This window comes from Burkholderia sp. Se-20378 (assembly GCF_017104665.1).
GTDB lineage: Bacteria > Pseudomonadota > Gammaproteobacteria > Burkholderiales > Burkholderiaceae > Burkholderia > Burkholderia lata.
The window spans coordinates 1-21,919 of record NZ_JAAGPG010000100.1 but is presented as its reverse complement, the minus strand read 5'-3'; the positions used below and the strand labels follow the sequence as shown (position 1 = coordinate 21,919).

At 66.3% G+C, this 21,919-nt stretch carries 17 protein-coding genes and 1 pseudogene; 14 read left to right on the top strand and 4 right to left on the bottom strand.

The window, feature by feature from the left end; all coding sequences use genetic code 11:
* Positions 1 to 47: 47 nt before the first annotated feature.
* From G3N93_RS13630 to G3N93_RS13590, 9 genes are all read left to right on the top strand, one after another.
* Positions 48 to 698, top strand: a complete 651-nt coding sequence (locus G3N93_RS13630) for a DUF502 domain-containing protein (RefSeq protein WP_069248829.1) — start codon at positions 48 to 50, stop codon at positions 696 to 698.
* 67 nt (positions 699 to 765) lie between these two features.
* Complete coding sequence (gene aspS / locus G3N93_RS13625) at positions 766 to 2,568, top strand: aspartate--tRNA ligase (RefSeq protein ID WP_174940217.1); 1,803 nt, start codon at positions 766 to 768, stop codon at positions 2,566 to 2,568.
* 159 nt (positions 2,569 to 2,727) lie between these two features.
* On the top strand, positions 2,728 to 3,222 hold the full coding sequence (gene nudB / locus G3N93_RS13620; RefSeq protein WP_174940219.1) for a dihydroneopterin triphosphate diphosphatase: 495 nt from the start codon (positions 2,728 to 2,730) through the stop codon (positions 3,220 to 3,222).
* The gene (clsB, locus tag G3N93_RS13615; protein WP_206133239.1) at positions 3,219 to 4,493 is read left to right on the top strand and encodes a cardiolipin synthase ClsB; all 1,275 of its coding nucleotides are present in this window, start codon (positions 3,219 to 3,221) and stop codon (positions 4,491 to 4,493) included. The genes nudB and clsB overlap by 4 nt, the downstream gene beginning before the upstream one ends.
* Positions 4,494 to 4,693: 200 nt before the next feature.
* Positions 4,694 to 5,293: a TetR/AcrR family transcriptional regulator gene (locus G3N93_RS13610; RefSeq protein ID WP_006751498.1), complete on the top strand. Its 600-nt coding sequence runs from the start codon at positions 4,694 to 4,696 to the stop codon at positions 5,291 to 5,293.
* A gap of 58 nt (positions 5,294 to 5,351) precedes the next feature.
* Positions 5,352 to 7,139 carry an acyl-CoA dehydrogenase C-terminal domain-containing protein gene (locus G3N93_RS13605; RefSeq protein WP_174940223.1) on the top strand — a complete coding sequence of 596 codons (1,788 nt, stop codon included), beginning with the start codon at positions 5,352 to 5,354 and terminating at the stop codon, positions 7,137 to 7,139.
* Between the two features lie 113 nt (positions 7,140 to 7,252).
* Positions 7,253 to 9,688, top strand: coding sequence for a 3-hydroxyacyl-CoA dehydrogenase/enoyl-CoA hydratase family protein (locus tag G3N93_RS13600; RefSeq protein ID WP_046544448.1), 2,436 nt, complete (start codon positions 7,253 to 7,255; stop codon positions 9,686 to 9,688).
* Between the two features lie 27 nt (positions 9,689 to 9,715).
* Complete coding sequence (locus G3N93_RS13595) at positions 9,716 to 10,915, top strand: acetyl-CoA C-acyltransferase (protein ID WP_011353151.1); 1,200 nt, start codon at positions 9,716 to 9,718, stop codon at positions 10,913 to 10,915.
* A 91-nt stretch (positions 10,916 to 11,006) separates the two neighbouring features.
* On the top strand, positions 11,007 to 11,774 hold the full coding sequence (locus G3N93_RS13590; protein WP_122946237.1) for an enoyl-CoA hydratase: 768 nt from the start codon (positions 11,007 to 11,009) through the stop codon (positions 11,772 to 11,774).
* Between the two features lie 51 nt (positions 11,775 to 11,825).
* Here G3N93_RS13590 and fdhD read toward each other — a convergent pair whose 3' ends face one another.
* On the bottom strand, positions 11,826 to 12,668 hold the full coding sequence (fdhD, locus tag G3N93_RS13585; RefSeq protein WP_374196460.1) for a formate dehydrogenase accessory sulfurtransferase FdhD: 843 nt from the start codon (positions 12,666 to 12,668) through the stop codon (positions 11,826 to 11,828).
* Between the two features lie 115 nt (positions 12,669 to 12,783).
* Between fdhD and G3N93_RS13580 the strand changes: the two genes are divergently transcribed.
* Positions 12,784 to 13,266, top strand: a complete 483-nt coding sequence (locus G3N93_RS13580; protein ID WP_174942405.1) for a nitrate reductase associated protein — start codon at positions 12,784 to 12,786, stop codon at positions 13,264 to 13,266.
* Positions 13,267 to 13,312: 46 nt separating this feature from the next.
* Here the strand turns inward: G3N93_RS13580 and G3N93_RS13575 are convergent, their stop codons facing one another.
* Complete coding sequence (locus G3N93_RS13575) at positions 13,313 to 13,708, bottom strand: acyl-CoA thioesterase (RefSeq protein ID WP_174940229.1); 396 nt, start codon at positions 13,706 to 13,708, stop codon at positions 13,313 to 13,315.
* A 175-nt stretch (positions 13,709 to 13,883) separates the two neighbouring features.
* On the opposite strand from G3N93_RS13575, the gene G3N93_RS13570 reads away from it, so the two are divergent.
* Positions 13,884 to 15,755, top strand: coding sequence for an ABC transporter ATP-binding protein/permease (locus G3N93_RS13570; protein WP_174940231.1), 1,872 nt, complete (start codon positions 13,884 to 13,886; stop codon positions 15,753 to 15,755).
* A gap of 202 nt (positions 15,756 to 15,957) precedes the next feature.
* Here G3N93_RS13570 and murU read toward each other — a convergent pair whose 3' ends face one another.
* Together murU and G3N93_RS13560 are read right to left on the bottom strand one after the other, a co-directional pair.
* The gene (gene murU / locus G3N93_RS13565) at positions 15,958 to 16,677 is read right to left on the bottom strand and encodes an N-acetylmuramate alpha-1-phosphate uridylyltransferase MurU (protein ID WP_206124005.1); all 720 of its coding nucleotides are present in this window, start codon (positions 16,675 to 16,677) and stop codon (positions 15,958 to 15,960) included.
* Positions 16,678 to 16,708: 31 nt separating this feature from the next.
* Positions 16,709 to 17,758 (bottom strand): aminoglycoside phosphotransferase family protein, encoded by a 1,050-nt coding sequence (locus G3N93_RS13560; RefSeq protein ID WP_206133237.1) that lies wholly within the window; start codon positions 17,756 to 17,758, stop codon positions 16,709 to 16,711.
* Positions 17,759 to 17,981: 223 nt separating this feature from the next.
* Between G3N93_RS13560 and G3N93_RS13555 the strand changes: the two genes are divergently transcribed.
* The 3 genes and pseudogenes from G3N93_RS13555 to pdxA all read left to right on the top strand — a co-directional run.
* Positions 17,982 to 20,342, top strand: coding sequence for an LPS-assembly protein LptD (locus G3N93_RS13555; RefSeq protein ID WP_206133236.1), 2,361 nt, complete (start codon positions 17,982 to 17,984; stop codon positions 20,340 to 20,342).
* A gap of 51 nt (positions 20,343 to 20,393) precedes the next feature.
* Positions 20,394 to 21,752, top strand: coding sequence for a peptidylprolyl isomerase (locus G3N93_RS13550; protein ID WP_174940239.1), 1,359 nt, complete (start codon positions 20,394 to 20,396; stop codon positions 21,750 to 21,752).
* An 11-nt stretch (positions 21,753 to 21,763) separates the two neighbouring features.
* Positions 21,764 to 21,919 (top strand): annotated as a pseudogene (pdxA, locus tag G3N93_RS13545) (4-hydroxythreonine-4-phosphate dehydrogenase); the annotation flags it as partial.

The window sequence follows — 21,919 nt, the reverse complement described above, 5'->3', positions numbered from 1 at the left end:
CCGGGCTGCGACCAACCCGCGCCGCCGGCGCGGTTCATTGACGGCAGATGATGAAAAAGACGACCCTGAAATCGGTGTTTCTGACCGGCCTGCTGGTTCTCGTCCCGCTCGCGATCACGCTGTGGGTGCTCGGTCTCATCATCGGCACGATGGACCAGACATTGCTCCTGCTGCCGGAATCGTGGCAGCCCGAGCGGATGCTCGGCTTCCATCTGCCGGGGATCGGCGCGGTGCTGACGCTCGCGTTCATCTTCGTCGTCGGGCTGGCCACGCAGAACTTCATCGGCCAGAAGCTCGTCACGTGGTGGAACGCCGTGGTGCGCCACATCCCGGTCGTCGGGCCGATCTACACGAGCGTCAAGCAGGTGTCGGACACGCTGCTGTCGAGCAGCGGCAACGCGTTCCGCAAGGCGCTGCTGATCGAATACCCGCGTCGCGGCTCGTATACGATCGCGTTTCTGACCGGCACGCCGGGCGGCGACGTGCTCAATCATCTGACGGAAGAATACGTGAGCGTCTATATCCCGACGACGCCGAACCCGACGTCGGGCTTCTTCCTGATGCTGCCGAAGAGCGAAGTCATCGAACTCGACATGTCGGTCGATGCCGCGCTCAAGTACATCGTCTCGATGGGCGTGGTGGCGCCCCCGGCGCCGGCTCCGGCGCCCGCACGCCGCCCCGTCGAGCCGCCGCTGTAAGTAAAGAATCATCGCCCGGGCCGCGCGTTGCGGCGCCCGTTGATCAAACCGAACGAAAGCAAACATCATGTCGATGCGTACTGAATACTGCGGTCTCGTGACCGAACACCTGCTGGGCCAAACCGTGTCGCTGTGCGGCTGGGTGCAGCGCCGCCGCGATCACGGCGGTGTGATCTTCATCGACCTGCGCGATCGTGAAGGCCTCGTGCAGGTGGTGTGCGACCCGGATCGCGCGGAAATGTTCGCGACCGCCGAAGGCGTGCGCAACGAGTTCTGCGTGCAGATCAAGGGCCTCGTGCGCAACCGTCCGGAAGGCACGGTCAACGCCGGCCTGAAGAGTGGCAAGATCGAAGTGCTGTGCCACGAACTGATCGTGCTGAACGCGTCGGTCACGCCGCCGTTCCAGCTCGACGACGACAACCTGTCGGAAACGACGCGCCTCACGCACCGCGTGCTCGACCTGCGCCGTCCGCAGATGCAGCACAACCTGCGCCTGCGCTACCGCGTCGCGATCGAAGCGCGCAAGTACCTCGACGAGCAGGGCTTCATCGACATCGAAACGCCGATGCTGACGAAGAGCACGCCGGAAGGCGCGCGCGACTACCTCGTGCCGTCGCGCACGAACGCGGGCCAGTTCTTCGCGCTGCCGCAGTCGCCGCAGCTGTTCAAGCAGTTGCTGATGGTCGCGAACTTCGACCGTTACTACCAGATCACCAAGTGCTTCCGCGACGAAGACCTTCGTGCCGACCGTCAGCCGGAATTCACGCAGATCGACTGCGAAACGTCGTTCCTCGGCGAGCAGGAAATCCGTGACCTGTTCGAAGACATGATCCGTCACATCTTCAAGACGACGATCGACGTCGAACTCGACGCGACCTTCCCGGTGATGCCGTACTCGGAAGCGATGGCGCGTTTCGGTTCGGACAAGCCGGACCTGCGCGTGCAGCTCGAATTCACCGAGCTGACCGACGCGATGAAGGACGTCGACTTCAAGGTGTTCAGCACGCCGGCCAACGCGAAGGACGGCCGTGTCGCGGCACTGCGCGTGCCGAAGGGCAGCGAGCTGTCGCGCGGCGACATCGACGGCTACACGGAATTCGTGCGCATCTACGGCGCGAAGGGCCTTGCATGGATCAAGGTCAACGAGAAGGCGAAGGGCCGTGACGGCCTGCAGAGCCCGATCGTCAAGAACCTGCACGACGCATCGATCGCGGCGATCCTCGAGCGCACCGGCGCTGAAGACGGCGACATCATCTTTTTCGCGGCCGACCGCGCGAAGGTCGTCAACGACAGCCTCGGCGCACTGCGCCTGAAGATCGGCCATTCGGAATTCGGCAAGGCGAACGGCCTCGTTCATGCCGGCTGGAAGCCGCTGTGGGTCGTCGACTTCCCGATGTTCGAATACGACGACGAAGATGCGCGCTACGTTGCTGCGCACCACCCGTTCACGAGCCCGAAGGACGAGCACCTCGAGTACCTCGAGACCGACCCGGGCCGTTGCCTCGCGAAGGCGTACGACATGGTGCTGAACGGCTGGGAAATCGGCGGCGGCTCGGTGCGTATCCACCGCGAGGAAGTGCAGAGCAAGGTGTTCCGCGCGCTGAAGATCGGTGCGGAAGAAGCGCAACTGAAGTTCGGCTTCCTGCTGGACGCGCTGCAGTACGGCGCGCCGCCGCACGGCGGTATCGCATTCGGCCTCGACCGCATCGTCACGATGATGGCCGGCGCCGATTCGATCCGCGACGTGATCGCATTCCCGAAGACGCAACGTGCGCAGGATCTGCTCACGCAAGCGCCGAGCCCGGTCGACGAGCGTCAGCTGCGCGAACTGCACATCCGTCTGCGTCAGCCGGAGCAACCGAAGGCGTAACGCGCTTCGTATCCGGTCGTGTGTGCGTTCGCGCGCACACGGCGCACATGAAAAAGGCGCAGCGATGCGCCTTTTTCGTTTTTTGCGGTACAGTCGCAGCACTTGCCGCCCGTTTGGAGCACATGCCCGGCGCGCGGCCCCGTGCTGCATGAAACAACGATGACGAAGCCGCCGAAAATCCCCGAATCCGTTCTTGTCGTGATCTACACGCCCGACCTCGATGTGCTCGTGATCAAGCGTGCCGACCAGCCCGATTTCTGGCAATCGGTGACCGGCTCGAAAGACGCGCTCGACGAACCGCTCGCGGTCACCGCCGCGCGCGAAGTGGCCGAGGAAACCGGCATCGTGACCGGCACGCCGGACGTGCCGGCCGGCGCGCTCGTCGACTGGCGCCACAAGATCGAATACACGATCTATCCGCAATACCTGCACCGCTATGCACCGGGCGTCACGCGCAATACCGAGCACTGGTTCGGCCTGTGCGTGCCGCATCGCGTCGACGTGACGCTGTCGCCGCGCGAGCATGTCGACCATGCGTGGCTGCCGTTCCGCGAGGCGGCCGCGCGCTGCTTCTCGCCGTCGAACGCCGAAGCGATCCTGCAACTGCCCGCACGCGTGGCACTCTCGCGCGTGCCGCACGGTTCGTCCGCATGACGGCGGAAGCCCGCAAGCGCTTCGCGCAATTGCGGCAAATGTTCCTGCAGGAACGCGGTTCCGCGTCGCGGCTTGCCTTCACGTCGGGCAATACCGTGCGGCTGTGCGAAGGCGGCGGCGCATTCTTCCGGGCATTGATCGAGCGGATCGATGCCGCCCGCGAGCAGGTGATGCTCGAAACCTACATCTTCTGCGACGACGCCGCCGGCCGGCCGGTGTCGGACGCGCTGATCCGCGCGGCGCAGCGCGGCGTGCGCGTGCGCGTGATCACCGACGGCATCGGCACCGCACGCCTGCCGTTGTTCGACACATGGGTGGCGGCCGGCGTCGAGCACTGCATCTACAACCGTTTCCTGTTCGGCCGCTTCGGCTTTTCGCGCACGCATCGCAAGCTCGCGGTGATCGATCATGCCGTCGCGTTCTGCGGCGGCATCAACATCATCGACGACTATGCACAGGGCGGCGCGACGCTGCCGTTTCCGCGCTGGGATTTCGCGGTCGAGATGGGGGGGCCCGCGGTGTCCGACGTGCGCGCCGCGTTCGAACTGCAGTGGCACCGGATCATGTTCGGCCACAAACCGTATGCGCAATACGCGGCCGGGCTGCATGGCGGCGAAGCATTCCCCGACATGTTCCGGCGCTGGATGCGCAGCCACCGGTGGATCAAGGCCGGCGCACTGCGGGTCGTGACGGAGCCGAGCGTCGCGTTCGTCGCGCGCGACAATGTCGTGAACCGCCGCGCGATCGAGAAGGCGTATCTCGCGGCGATCGGCCAGGCGCGCCAGCGGATCCTGCTCGCCAATCCGTACTTCATGCCGGGCCGCAAGCTGCGCCGGGCGCTGACGGGCGCTGCGCGACGCGGCGTCGACGTGCGGATCCTGATCGGCCGCAAGGAATTCGCGGCGCTCGATACGGCCGTGCCGTTCCTCTATCACGCGCTGCTGCGCGCGGGCGTGCGCGTGGCCGAATACGACAAGACGATGCTGCACGGCAAGGTGGCCGTGATCGACGACAACTGGGCGACGGTCGGCTCGTCGAATCTGGACGCGCTGAGCCTGATGTTGAACAATGAGGCGAATGTCGTGCTGGTGCGCTACGATGCTGTCACGAACGAACTGCGCGACGCGATCGCGGCCGCATTCGCCGACGGTCGGGAAATCGACCCTGCTCGATTCGCCGCGCGCCCGCGCATCGAGCGCATGCTGAACTGGCTCGCCTATACGGCATATCGCCTCGTGATGAAGGCGCTGACGGTCGGTGGTTACGACTGACGAAGACTAAGCGTTCGCTTCAAAAAATCTGTCCGCACGTTCGTGCGGAAAAGCCGCTCCGGTCCCGCCGGAATCGCGCAAAATAGCGGCTCGGTTAGACACCGGTTTCTAATAATTTCCTTGTTTCGCGAGCGGCCGCACTCAATAATAGTACGGCCGTTCGATTTTATTCGAACCCCCGAACGGTTACAGAAATAGCTATGCGAAAAGGCGAACAGACGCGTGCCGCGATACTTGAAGCTGCTTTGGACCTCGCCAGCCGTGATGGGCTGGAGGGGCTGACGATCGGCCTGCTGGCCGAGCGCATGCAGATGAGCAAGAGCGGTGTGTTCGCGCACTTCGGATCGCGTGAGGATCTGCAGGTCGAGGTCGTCCGCGAGTATCACCATCGTTTCGAAAACGAGGTGTTCTTTCCGAGCCTGCGCGAGCCGCGAGGCTTGCCGCGCCTTCGGGCGATGCTGGCCCGCTGGACGGAGAAGCGCATCCAGGAGGTGACGACCGGATGCATCTACATCAGCGGTGCCGTCGAGTACGACGACCGGCCTGACAGCCCCGTGCGCGAGCAGTTGATCGCAAGCGTGACGGCCTGGCGCGCCGCGATGCTGCGTGCCATTTCGCAGGCGAAGGAAGAAGGCCATCTGCGTGCGGATACGGATCCGGACCTGATGCTCTTCGAGTTGTACAGCTTCACGCTCGGCCTGCATCACGACGCACGCTTCCTGCATTCGCCGGACGCCGTGCGCCTGACGTGGGCCGCGCTGGAAAAGACGATTGTTTCGTATCAGAGCGAGAGCCGTTAGCGGCGCGTGACCCGCCCGCCAGGAGCTCGAGCCGTTTTGCCCACCTTTGGAGAGAGTCATGGGACAGTACGCCGCGCCGCTGCGCGACATGCAATTCGTGTTGCACGAGCTTCTGAACGTCGAAGCCGAAGTCAAGCAAATGCCCAAGCATGCGGACCTCGACGCCGACACGATCAACCAGGTCCTCGAGGAAGCGGGCAAGTTCTGCTCCGAGGTACTGTTCCCGCTGAACCAGGTCGGCGATCGCGAAGGCTGCACGTATGAAGGCGACGGCGTCGTGAAGACCCCGACCGGCTTCAAGGAAGCCTACCAGCAGTACGTCGAGGCCGGCTGGCCGGCACTCGGCTGCGATCCGGACTACGGCGGCCAGGGCCTGCCCGCGTTCGTGAACAACGCGCTCTACGAAATGCTGAACTCGGCGAACCAGGCCTGGACGATGTATCCGGGCCTGTCGCACGGCGCTTACGAGTGCCTGCACGCACACGGTGCGCCGGAACTGCAGCAACGCTACCTGCCGAAGCTCGTGACGGGCGAATGGACGGGCACGATGTGCCTGACCGAGCCGCACTGCGGCACCGACCTCGGCATCCTGCGCACCAAGGCCGAACCCAACGGCGACGGCTCGTACTCGATCAGCGGCACGAAGATCTTCATCTCGAGCGGCGAGCACGACATGTCGAAGAACATCGTCCACCTCGTGCTCGCGCGCCTGCCGGAAGCGCCGCAGGGTACCAAGGGGATCTCGCTGTTCATCGTGCCGAAGTTCATCCCCGACGCAGCGGGCGAGCCGGGCGAGCGCAACGGCATCAAGTGCGGCTCGATCGAACACAAGATGGGCATCCACGGCAACTCGACGTGCGTGATGAACCTCGACGGCGCGACGGGCTGGATGGTCGGCGAGCCGAACAAGGGCTTGAACGCGATGTTCGTGATGATGAACGCCGCGCGCCTCGGCGTCGGCATGCAGGGCCTCGGCCTCACGGAAGTCGCGTACCAGAACTCGCTCACGTATGCGAAGGAGCGCCTGCAGATGCGCTCGCTGACGGGCCCGAAGGCACCGGACAAGCCGGCCGACCCGATCATCGTGCACCCGGACGTGCGCCGCATGCTGCTCACGCAGAAGGCCTACGCCGAAGGCGCGCGCGCATTCACGTACTGGTCCGCGCTGCAGATCGACAAGGAACTGTCGCACGGTGACGAAGCCGTGCGCAAGGAAGCGGCCGACCTCGTCGCGCTGCTCACGCCGATCATCAAGGCGTTCCTGACCGACAACGCGTTCGAGTCGACCAACCACGCGATGCAGATCTACGGCGGCCACGGCTTCATCTCCGAGTGGGGCATGGAGCAGTACGTGCGCGACGCGCGGATCAACATGATCTACGAAGGCACGAACTCGATCCAGTCGCTCGACCTGCTGGGCCGCAAGGTGCTCGGCGACATGGGCGCGAAGCTGAAGAAGTTCGGCAAGCTCGTCACGGAATTCGCGGAAGCCGAAGGCGTGAAGCCGGAAATGGCCGAGTTCATCAACCCGCTCGCCGACATCGGCGACAAGGTGCAGAAGCTGACGATGGAAATCGGCATGAAGGCGATGCAGAACCCGGACGAAGTCGGCGCTGCCGCCGTGCCGTACCTGCGTACCGTCGGTCACCTGGTGTTCTCGTACTTCTGGGCGCGCATGGCACGCCTCGCACTCGACAAGGAAGCGTCGGGCGATCCGTTCTACAAGTCGAAGCTCGCGACGGCACGCTTCTACTTCGCGCGCCTGCTGCCCGAGACGGCGTCGACGATCCGCGCCGCACGCGCCGGTTCGAAGACGATGATGGAAGTCGACGAATCGCTGTTCTGATGCGAGTCCGGGCGGGGCGCGATGCGCGCCGCCCGAACGCAACGGTTCCTGGTACTCACTTCTCCGTGCAGCCCACACCTCCCGCGCTGCACGACACTATCCGGAGACATCCCGTGAGCAATTTCCTGATTCGCAAGGTCGCCGTGCTGGGCGCCGGCGTGATGGGCGCGCAGATCGCCGCGCACCTCATCAACGCGCGCGTGCCGGTGCTGCTGTTCGACCTGCCGGCCAAGGAAGGCCCGAAAAACGCGATCGCGCTGAAGGCGATCGAGAACCTGAAGAAGCTGTCGCCCGCGCCGTTCGGCGTGAAGGACGACGCCAAGTACCTCGAAGCAGCGAACTACGAAGACGACATCGCGAAACTCGCCGAGTGCGACGTCGTGATCGAAGCGATCGCCGAGCGGATGGACTGGAAGCACGACCTGTACAAGAAGGTCGCACCGCACATCGCACCGAACGCGATCTTCGCGACCAACACGTCGGGCCTGTCGATCACGAAGCTGTCCGAAGGTTTCTCGGACGAGCTGAAGTCGCGCTTCTGCGGCGTGCACTTCTTCAACCCGCCGCGCTACATGCACCTCGTCGAACTGATCCCGACCGCGCATACGCGTCCGGAGATCCTCGACCAGCTCGAAACCTTCCTGACGAGCATCGTCGGCAAGGGCGTCGTGCGCGCAAAGGACACGCCTAACTTCATTGCGAACCGCGTCGGCATCTTCTCGATCCTCGCGGTGATTACCGAGGCCGCGAAGTTCGGCCTGCGCTTCGACGAAGTCGACGACCTGACGGGCAGCCGCCTCGGCCGCGCGAAGTCGGCAACGTTCCGCACCGCGGACGTGGTCGGCCTCGACACGATGGCGCACGTGATCAAGACGATGCAGGACAACCTCGCCGACGATCCGTTCTTCCCGGTCTACCAGACGCCTGCCGTGCTCGCCGAGCTGGTGAAGCAGGGCGCGCTCGGCCAGAAGACGGGCGGCGGTTTCTACAAGAAGGAAGGCAAGGCGATCAAGGTGCTCGACGCGAAGACGGGCACCTACGTGGATTCGGGCGCGAAGGCGGACGAAACCGTCGGCCGCATCCTGAAGCGCCCGCCGGCGGAACGCCTGAAGCTGCTGCGTGAAACGGACCATCCGCACGCGCAGTTCCTGTGGTCGATCTTCCGCGACGTGTTCCACTATATCGGCGTGCATCTCGAATCGATCGCCGACAACGCGCGCGACGTCGATCTCGCGATCCGCTGGGGCTTCGGCTGGAACGAAGGCCCGTTCGAAGGCTGGCAGGCTGCCGGCTGGAAGCAGGTCGCCGAGTGGGTGCAGGAAGACATCGCGGCCGGCAAGGCACTGGCAAACGTGCCGCTGCCGTCGTGGGTGCTCGAAGGCGCGGTCGCCGAGAAGGGCGGCGTGCACACGGCCGAAGGCTCGTGGGCGCCGGCTGCGAAGCGCTTCGTGCCGCGTTCGGACCTCGCGGTCTACGACAAGCAGGTATTCCGTGCGCCGCTGCTCGGCGAAGCCGGTGCCGATCCGAAGACGTACGGCAAGACGCTGTTCGAAACCGACGCCGTGCGTGCATGGGTCGACGACCGTGCGGGTGAAGACGACGTCGTGATCGTGTCGTTCAAGTCGAAGATGAACACGATCGGACCGAGCGTGATCGACGGCCTCGTGCAGGCAATCGAACTCGCGGAGAAGGACTACAAGGGCGTGGTGATCTGGCAGCCGACGTCGCTGAAGCTCGGCACGCCGGGCGGCCCGTTCTCGGCCGGCGCGAACCTCGAAGAGGCGATGCCCGCGTTCATGATGGGCGGCGCGAAGGGCATCGAGCCGTTCGTGAAGAAGTTCCAGGAAGGCATGCTGCGCGTGAAGTACGCGAACGTGCCGGTCGTCGCAGCCGTGTCGGGCATCGCGCTCGGCGGCGGGTGCGAGCTGATGCTGCACAGCGCGAAGCGTGTCGTGCACGTCGAGAGCTACATCGGTCTCGTCGAAGTGGGCGTCGGCCTCGTGCCGGCGGGCGGCGGCCTGAAGGAAGCGGCGCTGCGCGCGGCGGATGCCGCTACTGCCGCGAACGCGACCACCGACATCCTGAAGTTCGTCACGAAGTCGTTCGAGAACGCGGCGATGGCGAAGGTCTCGGCGTCCGCGCACGATGCCCGTGCGATGGGCTACGTGAAGCCGTCCGACACGATCATCTTCAACGTGTTCGAACTGCTCGACACCGCGAAGAAGGAAGCGCGCGCGCTGGCCGCAACCGGCTACCGCGCACCGCTGCGCGCGAAGGACGTGCCGGTCGCAGGCCGTTCGGCGATCGCGACGATCAAGGCATCGCTCGTCAACATGCGTGACGGCCGCTTCATCAGCGATCACGACTACCTGATCGCGAGCCGCATCGCCGAAGCCGTGTGCGGCGGCGACGTCGAGGCCGGCAGCCTGGTCGACGAGCAGTGGCTGCTCGCGCTGGAGCGTCGTGCGTTCGTCGAGCTGCTCGGCACGCAGAAGACGCAGGAACGGATCATGGGCATGTTGCAGACCGGCAAGCCGGTGCGTAACTGAGCGAGCGGATAAGGCAAGGAGTCTCAAATGAGCAAACAATTGCAAGACGCATACATCGTCGCCGCCAGCCGCACGCCGATCGGCAAGGCCCCGCGCGGTGTCTTCAAGAACACGCGCCCGGACGAGCTGCTGGTCCACGCGCTCAAGTCGGCGGTGGCACAGGTGCCGGGCTTCGACACGAAGCTGATCGAAGACGCGATCATCGGCTGCGCGATTCCGGAAGCCGAGCAGGGCCTGAACGTCGCGCGGATGGGCGCGCTGCTCGCGGGCCTGCCGCAGACGGTCGGCGGCGTGACGGTCAACCGTTTCTGCGCGTCGGGCATCACCGCACTGGCCATGGCGGCCGACCGTATTCGCGTCGGCGAATCGGACGCGATCTTCGCGGGTGGCTGCGAATCGATGAGCATGGTGCCGATGATGGGCAACAAGCCGTCGATGTCGCCGCACATCTTCGATCGCAATGAAGATTTCGGCATCGCGTACGGGATGGGCCTGACGGCCGAGCGCGTCGCGGAGCAGTGGAAGGTGAGCCGCGAAGACCAGGACGCGTTCTCGGTCGAGTCGCACCGCAAGGCGCTTGCCGCACAGCAGGCCGGCGAGTTCAACGACGAGATCGCCGCATACACGATCACCGAGCGTTTCCCGAACCTCGCGACCGGTGAAGTCGACGTGAAGACGCGCGAGATCGCGCTCGACGAAGGTCCGCGTGCGGATACGTCGATCGAAGGCCTCGCGAAGCTGCGCACGGTGTTCGCGAACAAGGGTTCGGTCACGGCCGGCAACAGCTCGCAGACGTCGGACGGCGCGGGCGCGCTGCTCGTCGTGTCGGAGAAGGTGCTCAAGGAATTCAACCTGACGCCGCTCGCGCGCTTCGTGAGCTTCGCGGTGCGTGGCGTGCCGCCGGAAATCATGGGCATCGGCCCGAAGGAAGCGATTCCGGCCGCGCTGAAGGCTGCCGGCCTGAAGCAGGACGATCTCGACTGGATCGAGCTGAACGAAGCGTTCGCCGCGCAATCGCTGGCGGTGATGCGCGATCTCGGCCTCGACCCGTCGAAGGTCAACCCGATGGGCGGCGCGATCGCACTCGGCCACCCGCTCGGCGCGACCGGCGCGATCCGCGCGGCGACCGTCGTGCATGGCCTGCGTCGCCGTAACCTGAAGTACGGGATGGTCACGATGTGCGTCGGCACCGGCATGGGCGCCGCGGGCATCATCGAACGCCTGTAAGCGGAGCGCGACAAGAACGACGACGGTGCGCGGGCCACGAGCTCGCGCACCGTTTTTTCATTCCGATAGAGGAAAGTAAAAGGAGACGGTTGTGGCCGAAATTCAAGTGGAACGCGCCGATGGCGTGATGACGATCACGATCGCGCGCCCGGCGAAGAAGAATGCGCTGACGGCGGCGATGTACCAGACGATGGCCGACGCACTCGCCGAAGCGCAGGAAGACAAGGCGGTTCGCGTGATCCTGCTGCGCGGTGGCGACGGCAACTTCACCGCGGGGAACGATCTCGAGGATTTCCTGAAGTCGCCGCCGAAGGACGACACCGCTCCGGTGTTCCAGTTTCTCGCGCGGATCAGCAGCGCGAGCAAGCCGATCGTGGCCGCGGTGCCGGGCCTGGCGATCGGTGTCGGCGTAACGATGCTGCTGCACTGCGATCTGGTCTACGCGGCCGATACCGCGACGTTCTCGCTGCCGTTCACGCAGCTCGGGCTGTGCCCGGAAGCCGCGTCGAGCGTGCTGCTGCCGCGTCTGGCCGGCCATCAGGTCGCAGCCGAGAAGCTGCTGCTCGGCGAGGCGTTCGACGCGCTGGAAGCGCACCGGATCGGCATCGTCAACCGTGTGCTGCCGGCGGCCGAGCTCGACGCGTTCGCGGCGAAGCAGGCGGCGAAGCTCGCGGCGCTGCCGGCGGCATCGCTGCGGGTGACGAAGGCGCTGCTGAAGGACACGGGCGGCGTGGCGACGCAGGCGCGGATGGCCGAGGAAGCGGGCCACTTCGCCGCGATGCTGCGCGCGCCGGAAGCACGCGAGGCGATGACCGCGTTTTTCGAGAAGCGCAAGCCGGATTTCCGTCAGTTCGACTGACGGAGCAGGGCACGCCGGCGGTGGACTGCCGGCGTGCTCCCGCGATCACGATCAGGCTGTGCCGTAATCGACGTGGCCGGTTTCGCGGCAGAAGCTGACGAGCCGCAAGCCGGCCGCTTTTGCGATCTCGATCGCGAGTGACGACGGCGCGGAGATCGTCGCCACCAGCGGGATGCCGACCCGTGCGGCCTTGCGGACGAGCTCGTAGCTCGCGCGGCTCGACAGGAACACGAAGCCGTCGGTCGCGTCGGCGCGCGACAGCACGAGCGAGCCGATCAGCTTGTCGAGCGCGTTGTGGCGGCCGACATCCTCGAACGCCATCCGGATCGCGCCTGTTGCGTCGCACCACGCGGCCGCATGCAGGCCGCCCGTGAGCCGCGTGAGCGCCTGGTGGGCCGGCAGCGCCTGAGCGGCGCGCGTCAGCGCGTCGGGCGCGAGGCGCGCAAGAAAGCCCGTATCGGGCACGCGTTCGGGCGCGAGGTCGAGCAGGTCGATGCTTTCGATCCCGCAGACGCCGCAGCCGGTGCGCCCCGCGAGCGCGCGGCGCCGGTCCTTCAGCGCGGCGAACGCCTGCTGGACGACCTCCAGGTGGACTTCCGCATGCGGCAGCGGCGCGTCGGCGTGCAGGATCACCTCGATGTCCTTGATGTCGCTGCCGCGCGCGACGATCCCTTCCGAGATCGCGAAACCGACCGCGAACGCTTCGAGGTCGCACGGCGTACACATCATCACCGCGTGCGAGATGCCGTTGAAGACGAGCGCGACGGGCCATTCCTGGCCCACGTAGTCGTGCGCGGTTTCGACGGCGCCGCCGCGCGTGCGGCGCACGGACAGTTCGATCGCGCCGCGCGGTTCGTCGCGCATGTCACCGGATTCGGTCGGATTCACGAGCACTCCCGTTGATTCGGCGCGAGGCCGGCGGCAATCGTATCCGCCGCCCGCGCGCAGAGGTTCTAAAATACCTCAGGCAAGCCGGCCGCGCCGGCATCCGCCACGTCAGGTAACGATCATGGGACTCAGCGACGCTCCACTGCTATTCACCTTCGAACACGATTCATCGGAAAACTTCACGTACATCCCGATGATCGTGCGTTTCAATCTCGACCGTTTCGGTCTGCGGATATCACTGGAGCAGTGGCAGTTGCTGCCGCTCGAGGACCGCAAGCTGCTCGCGCGCTTTCCGGCCGACGACGACACCGCGATCGAGCCCAACTTCGATCACGCGCTGTTCGAAATGCTGCGCACGCACGCCGATCTGGAACCATCGTGGTTCCAGCCGGACGAGCGGCCGACCTGGCGCGCTACCGACATCGTGCCGGAGTCGCTCGTGCAGCAGAGCGCGCTGGCCGGGCTGATGGCGCCCGAGCTCGCGCAGTGGCAGCGGCTCGCGCCGTTCCAGCGCTATGTGCTGGTGAAGCTGTCGCGCAAGCCGAAGCTGAACCACGATTTCCTGCCCGCGATGCGGGAGTTCGGGCTGACGGCCACGCACTGAGGTGGCCGCGGGCAGGCGGAGGGCGCCGTCGCGCGGCGCTCGCCCGTCAGAGCGGCGGCAGTTGTCGCGGCTTGCGGTCGGTGCCGGTCGCGACGTAGGTGAGCGTCGCTTCGGTGACCTTCACGACCTCGCCCATCAGGCGCATGCGCTGCGCGAACACCTCGACGTCGACCGTGATCGACGTGTTGCCGGTGCGCGTGATGGTCGCGTAGAAGCTCAGCAGATCGCCGACGAACACCGGCTGCTTGAACACGAACGAGTTGACCGCGACCGTCGCGACGCGACCGTTCGCGCGCTGGCTCGCGGGGATCGAGCCGGCGATGTCGACCTGCGACATGATCCAGCCGCCGAACACGTCGCCGTGGACGTTCGCGTCGTGCGGTTGCGGGACGACGCGCAGCGCGGGCTGCTTTTGCGGGAGTTCGAGGGTCGAATCGGTCATGGCGGGGGCTTTCATCCTGTAATAAATACGCCGCCGCGCGCAGGCCGGCCGGCGAGGGCGCCGGCAGCGGCGCGAAGCGGCTTCTGCGACAATACAACGTTCGCAAATTGTACGAGAAAGTGAGCGAGCCGGCCGCCGTCGCACGCGTCCGGCACCGCCGCCGATCCTTCCCCCCATGCGCCGATTTCCTGCTTCCGGTGAGCCCGCGCCGGCTTCAACCGGGCCCCGCAACGACTGGCAGACCATCCGGTCGTTGCTGCCGTACCTGACCACCTACAAATGGCGTGTCGCGCTCGCGCTCGGCTGCCTGATCGGCGCGAAAGTCGCGAACCTCGGCGTGCCGGTCGTGATGAAGCGCATCGTCGACCACCTGTCCTACGTCCAGCAGATCACCGCGATCGGCCGTGCCGAACAGTCGGCCGGCATCGTGCTCGCGGGCGGCGTGGGGCTGCTGGTCGTCGCGTATGCGCTCGTGCGGCTGTCCACTTCCCTGTTTACCGAACTGCGCGAGATCCTGTTCTCGAAGGTCACCGAGAGCGCGGTGCGCCAGCTCGCGTTGCAGGTGTTCCGGCACCTGCACGGGCTGTCGCTGCGGTTTCACCTCGAGCGCCAGACCGGCGGCATGTCGCGCGACATCGAGCGCGGCACGCGCGGCATCCAGCAGCTGATTTCGTACTCGCTGTACAGCATCCTGCCGACGCTCGTCGAAGTCGGGCTCGTGCTCGGCTTCTTCGTGGTCAAGTACGAGGCCTATTACGCGTACGTGACGTTCGCGGCGCTGGTCACGTACATCGTGTTCACGGTGAAGGTCACCAACTGGCGCACGCATTTCCGCCGCACGATGAACGAACTCGATTCGCGCGCGAACTCGCGGGCGATCGATTCGCTGATCAACTACGAGACGGTCAAGTATTTCGGCAACGAGGAGTGGGAAGCGCAGCGCTACGACGAGAACCTGAAGCGCTACCGGAAGGCCGCGATCCGTTCGCAGAATTCGCTGTCGGTGCTGAACTTCGGCCAGCAGGCGATCATCGGCACGGGGCTCGTGTTCATCCTGTGGCGCGCGACGCAGGGCGTGCTCGCCGGCAAGCTGACGCTCGGCGATCTGGTGCTGATCAACACGTTCATGCTGCAGCTGTATATCCCGCTGAACTTTCTCGGCGTCGTCTATCGCGAGCTGAAGCAGAGCCTCACCGACATGGACCGGATGTTCGGGCTGCTGTCGGCCGCGAAGGAAGTGGCCGACCTGCCCGATGCGCGGCCGCTTGCGGTCGCCGGCGCGCAGGTGCGCTTCGAGCACGTGAATTTCGCCTACGAGCCGGCGCGGCAGATCCTGCACGACGTGTCGTTCACGATCGACGCGGGTACGACGACCGCGGTGGTCGGCCACAGCGGCTCCGGGAAGTCGACGCTGTCGCGGCTGCTGTTCCGCTTCTACGATCTCGACCGGCAGTCGGGCGGCGCGATCCGGATCGATGGACAGGATATCCGCGACGTCACGCAGGACTCGCTGCGCGCGTCGATCGGGATCGTGCCGCAGGACACGGTGCTGTTCAACGACTCGATCTACTACAACATCGCGTACGGCCGGCCGACCGCGACCCGCGACGAGGTGATCGCGGCCGCGCGCGCCGCGCACATCCACGATTTCATCGAAAGCTTGCCGAAGGGGTATGACACACCGGTCGGCGAGCGCGGGCTGAAGCTGTCGGGCGGCGAGAAGCAGCGCGTCGCGATCGCGCGCACGCTGTTGAAGAATCCGCCGGTGCTGCTGTTCGACGAAGCGACGTCGGCGCTCGATTCGCGCTCGGAGCGCGCGATCCAGCACGAGCTCGACCAGATCGCGCGGCATCGCACGACGCTCGTGATCGCGCACCGGCTGTCGACGGTCGTGCATGCGCAGCAGATCCTCGTGATGGACCACGGGCGGATCGTCGAGCGCGGCACGCACGACGAACTCGTGCGCGCCGACGGGTTGTATGCGCAGATGTGGGCGCTGCAGCAGCAGCGTGCGGCGGCGGGCGGGGAAGAGGCGGAAGCCGCGTAAGCGGCGGTGCTGCGCGCGAGGGCGCGCAGCGGGAAGGAGGCGTGCCTGACGGGCGGGGCGCGCGCCGGCATGAGGGGCAGGCAGGCGCGGGACCTGTTGATCAGCCACACCAACCCGGCCGATTTGTCGGTCGGCCAGCCAGTCAGCTAAGCAGCGGGTCAGCCAACCATCTGATCAATCGGCCCGATGACCCGTCAGCCGGTCACTTCGCGGCGCGCAGCCGCGCATCCAGCTCGCCCAACTGCGCGGGCGTGCCGACGTTCTCCCAGATACCTTCATACAGTTCGCCGCTCGCGCGGCCGGCCTCGATCGCCGCGCGATAGTACGGCGTCAGCGCGCGCCGCGTGCCGGGCGCGAGATCGCGGAACATCCGCGTGTCGTACAGGCCGATGTTGCCGAACGTGAAGCGCGCGGCGCCGTCGAGCGCAAGGTGGCCGTCGCCGTCGAGCGCGAAGTCGCCGGCCGGGTGGAACGGCGGGTTCGGCACCATCACGAGGTGCATCGCCGGTGCGTCGAGCGCGGCCATCCGGGTGGCGCGCGGCGCGAGCGACCGGTAGTCGAACGCGCAGTAGACGTCGCCGCTGACTGCCGCGAACACGGCCGGCTGCCCGTCGCGTTCGAGCAGCGGCAACGCCTGTGCGATGCCGCCCGCCGTTTCCAGTGCGTCGCCCTCGGCCGAATACGCGAGCCGCACGCCCCAGCGCGAGCCGTCCCCGAGCGCAGCCTCGATCTGCTCGCCGAGCCACGCATGGTTGATCACGATCGTCTCGATGCCCGCGCGGGCGAGCGCTTCGATCTGCCACACGATCAGCGGCTTGCCGCCCGCTTCGAGCAGCGGCTTCGGGCGGGTGTCGGTGAGCGGGCGCATCCGTTCGCCGCGCCCGGCGGCGAAGATCATCGCCGTGGTCAGGGTGTTGCTCATGTTCGGCCGGGTGTCAGGAGAGTCGGAACGGTCAGAACGTATAGCCCACGTCGGCCGGCGCATTGCCCTCGAGCTCGTCGAGCAGCTTCGCGAACGGCACGAGCGGGCGGTAGCGCAGCGCGACCTTGCGCGCATACGCGATGAAGCGCGGCAGGTCGTTCAGGTAGTGCGGCTTGCCGTCGCGGTAATTGATGCGCGCGAACAGGCCGAGCACCTTGATGTGGCGCTGCAGCCCCATCCATTCGAGCTGGCGGTAGAACTCGCCGAAATCGGGGTCGACCGGCAGGCCGGCCTTTTTTGCCTTTTCCCAGTAGTACGCGAAGCAGTCGAGCTCGAACTCCTCGTCCCAGCTGATGAAGGCGTCGCGCAGCAGCGACACGACGTCGTACGTCAGCGGCCCGTAGACGGCGTCCTGGAAATCGAGGATGCCCGGGTTCGGCTCGCACACCATCAGGTTGCGCGGCATGAAATCGCGCAGCATGAAACCCTGCGGCTGCGCGTGCGCGCTGGCGACCAGCAGCGCGAAGGTGCGGTCGAGCGTGCCGCGCATCGTGTCGGTGACGGGCTTGCCGAGGCGGCGGCCGACGAACCATTCGGGCATCAGCTCCATCTCGCGGCGCAGGAACGCCTCGTCGAACGGCGGCAGCACGTCGGGTTTCGACGTGAGCTGGAAGCGGATCAGTGCGTCGAGCGCCGCGCGCATCAGCGGCTTTGCGGCGGCCGGGTCGGCCGGATCGAGCACCGAGATGTACGACGTGCGGCCGAGATCGGTCACGAGCATGAAACCCGCGTCGAAATCGTGGGCGAGCACGTCCGGCACGTGGTTGCCGGCCGCGGCGAGCAGCTGCGCGACCTGGACGAATTCACGGCACTTCTCGGGCGGCGGCGCGTCGACGGCGATCAGCGTGCCGCCGGCGCTCGTGGCCGATGCGACACGGAAATAGCGGCGGAAACTGGCGTCCGACGAGGCGGGCGCGAGGGTCGACAGGTCGAGCGCATAGCGTTCGGCGAGCGGCTGCAGCCACGCGGTGAGTGCTTCGAGGCGGGCGTCGGGCTGGGATGCGGCGGATGGGGGCGTCATGAAACTCGGAGGAGGGGGGAACGTCTTGCCATATAATACCCCACGACTTTTTTGACGCGCCCCGCGTCAGCTTCCCGCCGTGCAGGCCCGCCGCCTGTCGCGCCGTCACCCGAACGCCTCCCCGGTTTGCGCTCAGCCGCAGTCGCGGTGCGACGGTGCGGCCCGCCGCGTGCGAATGTGCCGCGACGGCGTGGTTGACAAGGGGCGATTCGCCAAACGATAGATGCCGCCCAAACCGCTATTCCCGAATGTTTTCCCCGGTGACGGGGCGCCGCGCAAACGGCGGCTCGCGCTCGCGCTCCTGGCCGTGCCTGGCCTCGTGCCGGCCGTGTCGTACGCGCAGCTGTCGGGCGCGGCCGCGCAGCCGCAGCCGCTCGACTCGCCGTGGGATCTGCGTCTCGCGCCCCAGCTCGAGGATCGTCCGCTGAAGGACGGCGCGAAGCCGGCCGCCTTCGTGATCGCCGACCATACGAGCGGCACGGCCGAGCAGGATCTCGCCGCGAAGGGGTCGGCCGAACTGCGGCGCGGTGACGCCGTCGTGAAGGCCGACGCGATCCACTACGATCAGGATACCGACATGGCCGATGCGTACGGCCAGGTCAGGATCAACAATTCCGGCACGTCGTTCACGGGCCCCGAGGCGCACCTGAAGATCGAAGCGAACCAGGGCTTCATGACCGCGCCGAAGTATCACTTCAACATGACGGGCGGGTCGGGCAGCGCGGAACGCGTCGACATGGTCGACGACGAGCGCTCGGTGTTCGTCAACGGCACCTACACCGCGTGCCAGTGCTCGACGAACCCCGCGTGGTACATCAAGGGCAGCCGCTTCGACTTCGATACGGGCGCCGACGAAGGCTCCGCGCGCAACGGCGTGCTGTTCTTCCAGGGCGTGCCGATCTTCGCGAGCCCGTGGATGACGTTCCCGCTGTCGGGCGAGCGGCGCAGCGGCCTGCTGCCGCCGACGTTCTCGATGGACTCGAGGAACGGCTTCGATCTGTCGCTGCCGTACTACTTCAACATCGCGCCGAACCGCGACCTGACGCTCACGCCGCGCATCATCTCGCGGCGCGGTGTGATGACCGAGGCGACGTTCCGCTACCTGTCGCCGTCGTATTCGGGCACGTTGACGGCCAATTACCTGCCGGATGACCGGCTCGCGCACCGCAACCGCTACGCGATCTACTGGCAGCACCAGCAGAACTTCGGCGGCGGCTTCGGCGGCTACGTCTACTACAACAAGGTCTCGGACAACACGTATCCCGAAGATCTTGGGTCGATGAACCAGTTCATCAACGGGACGCAGACGCTGTACCAGCAGGAAGCAGGCCTTACGTACAACAACGGTCCGTGGTCGGTGCTCGCGCGCTACCAGCACTGGCAGACGCTGCCGCCGTCGATCGCGCCGTACAGCCGCGAGCCGCAGTTGAACGTGAAGTACACGAAGTACAACGTCGGCGGCTTCGACTTCGGCGCGGAAGCCGACTATTCGCGGTTCCGCATCACGACGGCCGATGCGACCCAGGGTGACCGGATCGTCTTCAATCCGTATATCGCATACGGCGTGTACGGCCCCGGCTACTTCGTCGTGCCGAAGGTTCAGTACCACTTCGCGTCGTACGACCTGAACTACCTGTCGTCGACCACGCCGAACAGTCCGAAGCGCTTCACCGAGTCGATCCCGACCGTGAGCTTCGATACGGGGCTGATCTTCGACCGCTCGGTGCGCCTGTTCGGCCAGGACTTCATCCAGACCCTCGAGCCGCGCCTGTACTACGTGTACACGCCGTATCGCGACCAGTCGAACGCCCCGCTGTTCGACACCGCGGAATCGGACTTCGGCCTCGCGGAGATCTACCAGCCGAACACGTTCGTCGGCAACGACCGGATCGCCGATGCGAACCGGATCACGGCCGGTCTCACGTCGCGCTTCATCGATCCGCGCACCGGCGACGAGCGTGCGCGCTTCGTGATCGCGCAGCAGTACTACTTCGCCGATCAGCGCGTCACGCTGAATTCCGGGCAGTCCGCCGTGCAGGCGCGCCACTCGGACCTGATCGTCGGCGCCGCGCTGAAGCTCGGCTCGGGCTTCATGTCGGAGACGGCGTTCCAGTACAACCAGAACAACAACCAGCTCGTGAAGTCGAGCGTCGGTTTCGGCTACAGCCCGGGCGAGCGCCGCGTGATCAACGTCGGCTACCGCTACACGCGATCGAACACCACGCTCGACAACCAGCCGATCAACCAGTTCCTGGTGTCCGCGCAATGGCCGCTCACGCGCCGCCTGTATGCGATCGGCCGCTTCAACTACGACCTCGCGGGCGATCGCGTGGTCGACGGTCTGGTCGGCTTACAATACGACGCGGACTGCTGGGCGCTCGGGGTCGGGGTGCAACGGGCGGCGAACGGCATCAATTCGTCGGGACAGCAGAACTCGTCGACGCGAGTCATGATGCAGCTGACGCTCAAGGGCCTGTCGACCGTCGACAACGGCCTCGTGTCCGCATTCCGCGCCGGGGTGCCGGGCTACACGCCGCTGCCGCCGCCGCCGCCGCCGATGTCCCGCTTCAGCAACTACGAGTAACGCCGGCTTGTCTGCACCGGTCAGCACGATTTCAATGGAGTTCCAGTGGCAATGAAGAAAACCCTTCGTTTCGCGGCAGTCGTGTCCAGCCTCGCTGCGGCCTCCGCGCTGCTCGCCGCCGCGCCGGCCGCGGCGCAGGCGCTCGGTTCGCAAGGTGCGCAGCTCGCCGACGAAGTCGTCGCGGTCGTCAACAACGACGTGATCACGGGCCGCGAACTCGACCAGCGTGCCGGCCTGATCGCGCGCCGGCTGCAGCAGCAGAACGCACCCGTGCCGCCGACCGACCAGTTGCGCGCGCAGGTGCTGAACCAGATGGTGCTCGAGCGTATCCAGGTGCAGAAAGCCAAGGACGACGGGATCCGCATCGACGACGCGACCGTGCAGTCCACGCTGCAGCGTCTCGCGCAGGCGAACGGCATGACGGTCGAGCAGTACCGCGCGCGTCTCGAGGCGCAAGGCGTGCCCTGGAGCATCTTCACGAGCGACGCGCGCACCGAACTGATGCTGTCGAAGCTGCGCGAGCGCGAGGTCGACGGCAAGATCACCGTGTCGGACGCCGAGGTCGCGAACTACATCGCGAGCCAGCGCGGGCCGAACGCGTCGCAGCAGCAGGACCTGCGTTTCCAGCACATCTTCATCAAGGCGCCGACCAACGCGCCGCAGGCCGACATCGAAGTCGCGCAGAAGAAGGCTGACGCGTTGCTGCAGCAGGCGAAGTCGGGCGCCGATTTCGAGAAGCTCGCGAAGAACAATTCGGAAGCGAACGACGCGAAGAAGGGCGGTGACCTCGGCTTCAAGGCGCCGAGCGCGCTGCCGGCCGACGTCGTCGACGCCGCATCGAAGCTGCGCCCGGGCCAGGTCAACCCGACGCTGATCCGCGTGCCGGACGGCTTCGAGATCGTGCGTCTCGTCGACCGCCGCCAGAGCCAGGGCGCGACTGCCGCCGCACCGAAGATCGTCCAGACGCACGTGCGCCACATCCTGCTGCGCGTGGGTGAAGGCAAGTCGGAAGGCCAGGCGCGCCAGCAACTGGCCGACATCCGCAACCAGGTCGAGGCCGGCGGCGATTTCGCGAAGTTCGCGCGCACCTACTCGCAGGACGGTTCGGCGTCGCAGGGCGGCGATCTCGGCTGGATCAGCCCGGGCGAGACCGTGCCGGAATTCGAGCGCGCGATGAACAACCTGCAGGACGGCCAGATCAGCCAGCCGATCCGTACCGAGTACGGCTATCACCTGATCCAGGTGCTGAGTCGCCGCGAAGCGGAAGGCTCGGTGCAGCAGCAGATGGATATCGCGCGTCAGGCGATCGGCCAGCGCAAGGCCGAGCAGGCGTATGCCGACTGGCTGCGCGAGCTGCGCGATTCGTCGTACGTGCAGTACAAGATCGGCGGCGTCAGCCCGGCGAACTGAGCGAGTTTCAGATGACCACGCCCGCGCTGCAGATCGCGATCACGACCGGCGAACCCGCGGGGGTCGGCCCGGAGCTGACCGTGCAGGCGCTGCGTGACGCCGCGCAGCGCTGGCCCGACGCACATTTCACCGTGCTCGGCGATGCTGCGCTGCTCGACGCGCGCGCG

Coding starts and splice junctions, on each gene's coding strand:
- G3N93_RS13630 (WP_069248829.1), top strand. CDS start 48: ATGATGAAAAAGACGACCCTGAAATCGGTGTTTCTGACCGGCCTGCTG.
- aspS (WP_174940217.1), top strand. CDS start 766: ATGTCGATGCGTACTGAATACTGCGGTCTCGTGACCGAACACCTGCTG.
- nudB (WP_174940219.1), top strand. CDS start 2,728: ATGACGAAGCCGCCGAAAATCCCCGAATCCGTTCTTGTCGTGATCTAC.
- clsB (WP_206133239.1), top strand. CDS start 3,219: ATGACGGCGGAAGCCCGCAAGCGCTTCGCGCAATTGCGGCAAATGTTC.
- G3N93_RS13610 (WP_006751498.1), top strand. CDS start 4,694: ATGCGAAAAGGCGAACAGACGCGTGCCGCGATACTTGAAGCTGCTTTG.
- G3N93_RS13605 (WP_174940223.1), top strand. CDS start 5,352: ATGGGACAGTACGCCGCGCCGCTGCGCGACATGCAATTCGTGTTGCAC.
- G3N93_RS13595 (WP_011353151.1), top strand. CDS start 9,716: ATGAGCAAACAATTGCAAGACGCATACATCGTCGCCGCCAGCCGCACG.
- G3N93_RS13580 (WP_174942405.1), top strand. CDS start 12,784: ATGGGACTCAGCGACGCTCCACTGCTATTCACCTTCGAACACGATTCA.
- G3N93_RS13575 (WP_174940229.1), bottom strand. CDS start 13,708: ATGACCGATTCGACCCTCGAACTCCCGCAAAAGCAGCCCGCGCTGCGC.
- G3N93_RS13570 (WP_174940231.1), top strand. CDS start 13,884: ATGCGCCGATTTCCTGCTTCCGGTGAGCCCGCGCCGGCTTCAACCGGG.
- murU (WP_206124005.1), bottom strand. CDS start 16,677: ATGAGCAACACCCTGACCACGGCGATGATCTTCGCCGCCGGGCGCGGC.
- G3N93_RS13560 (WP_206133237.1), bottom strand. CDS start 17,758: ATGACGCCCCCATCCGCCGCATCCCAGCCCGACGCCCGCCTCGAAGCA.
- G3N93_RS13555 (WP_206133236.1), top strand. CDS start 17,982: ATGCCGCCCAAACCGCTATTCCCGAATGTTTTCCCCGGTGACGGGGCG.
- G3N93_RS13550 (WP_174940239.1), top strand. CDS start 20,394: ATGAAGAAAACCCTTCGTTTCGCGGCAGTCGTGTCCAGCCTCGCTGCG.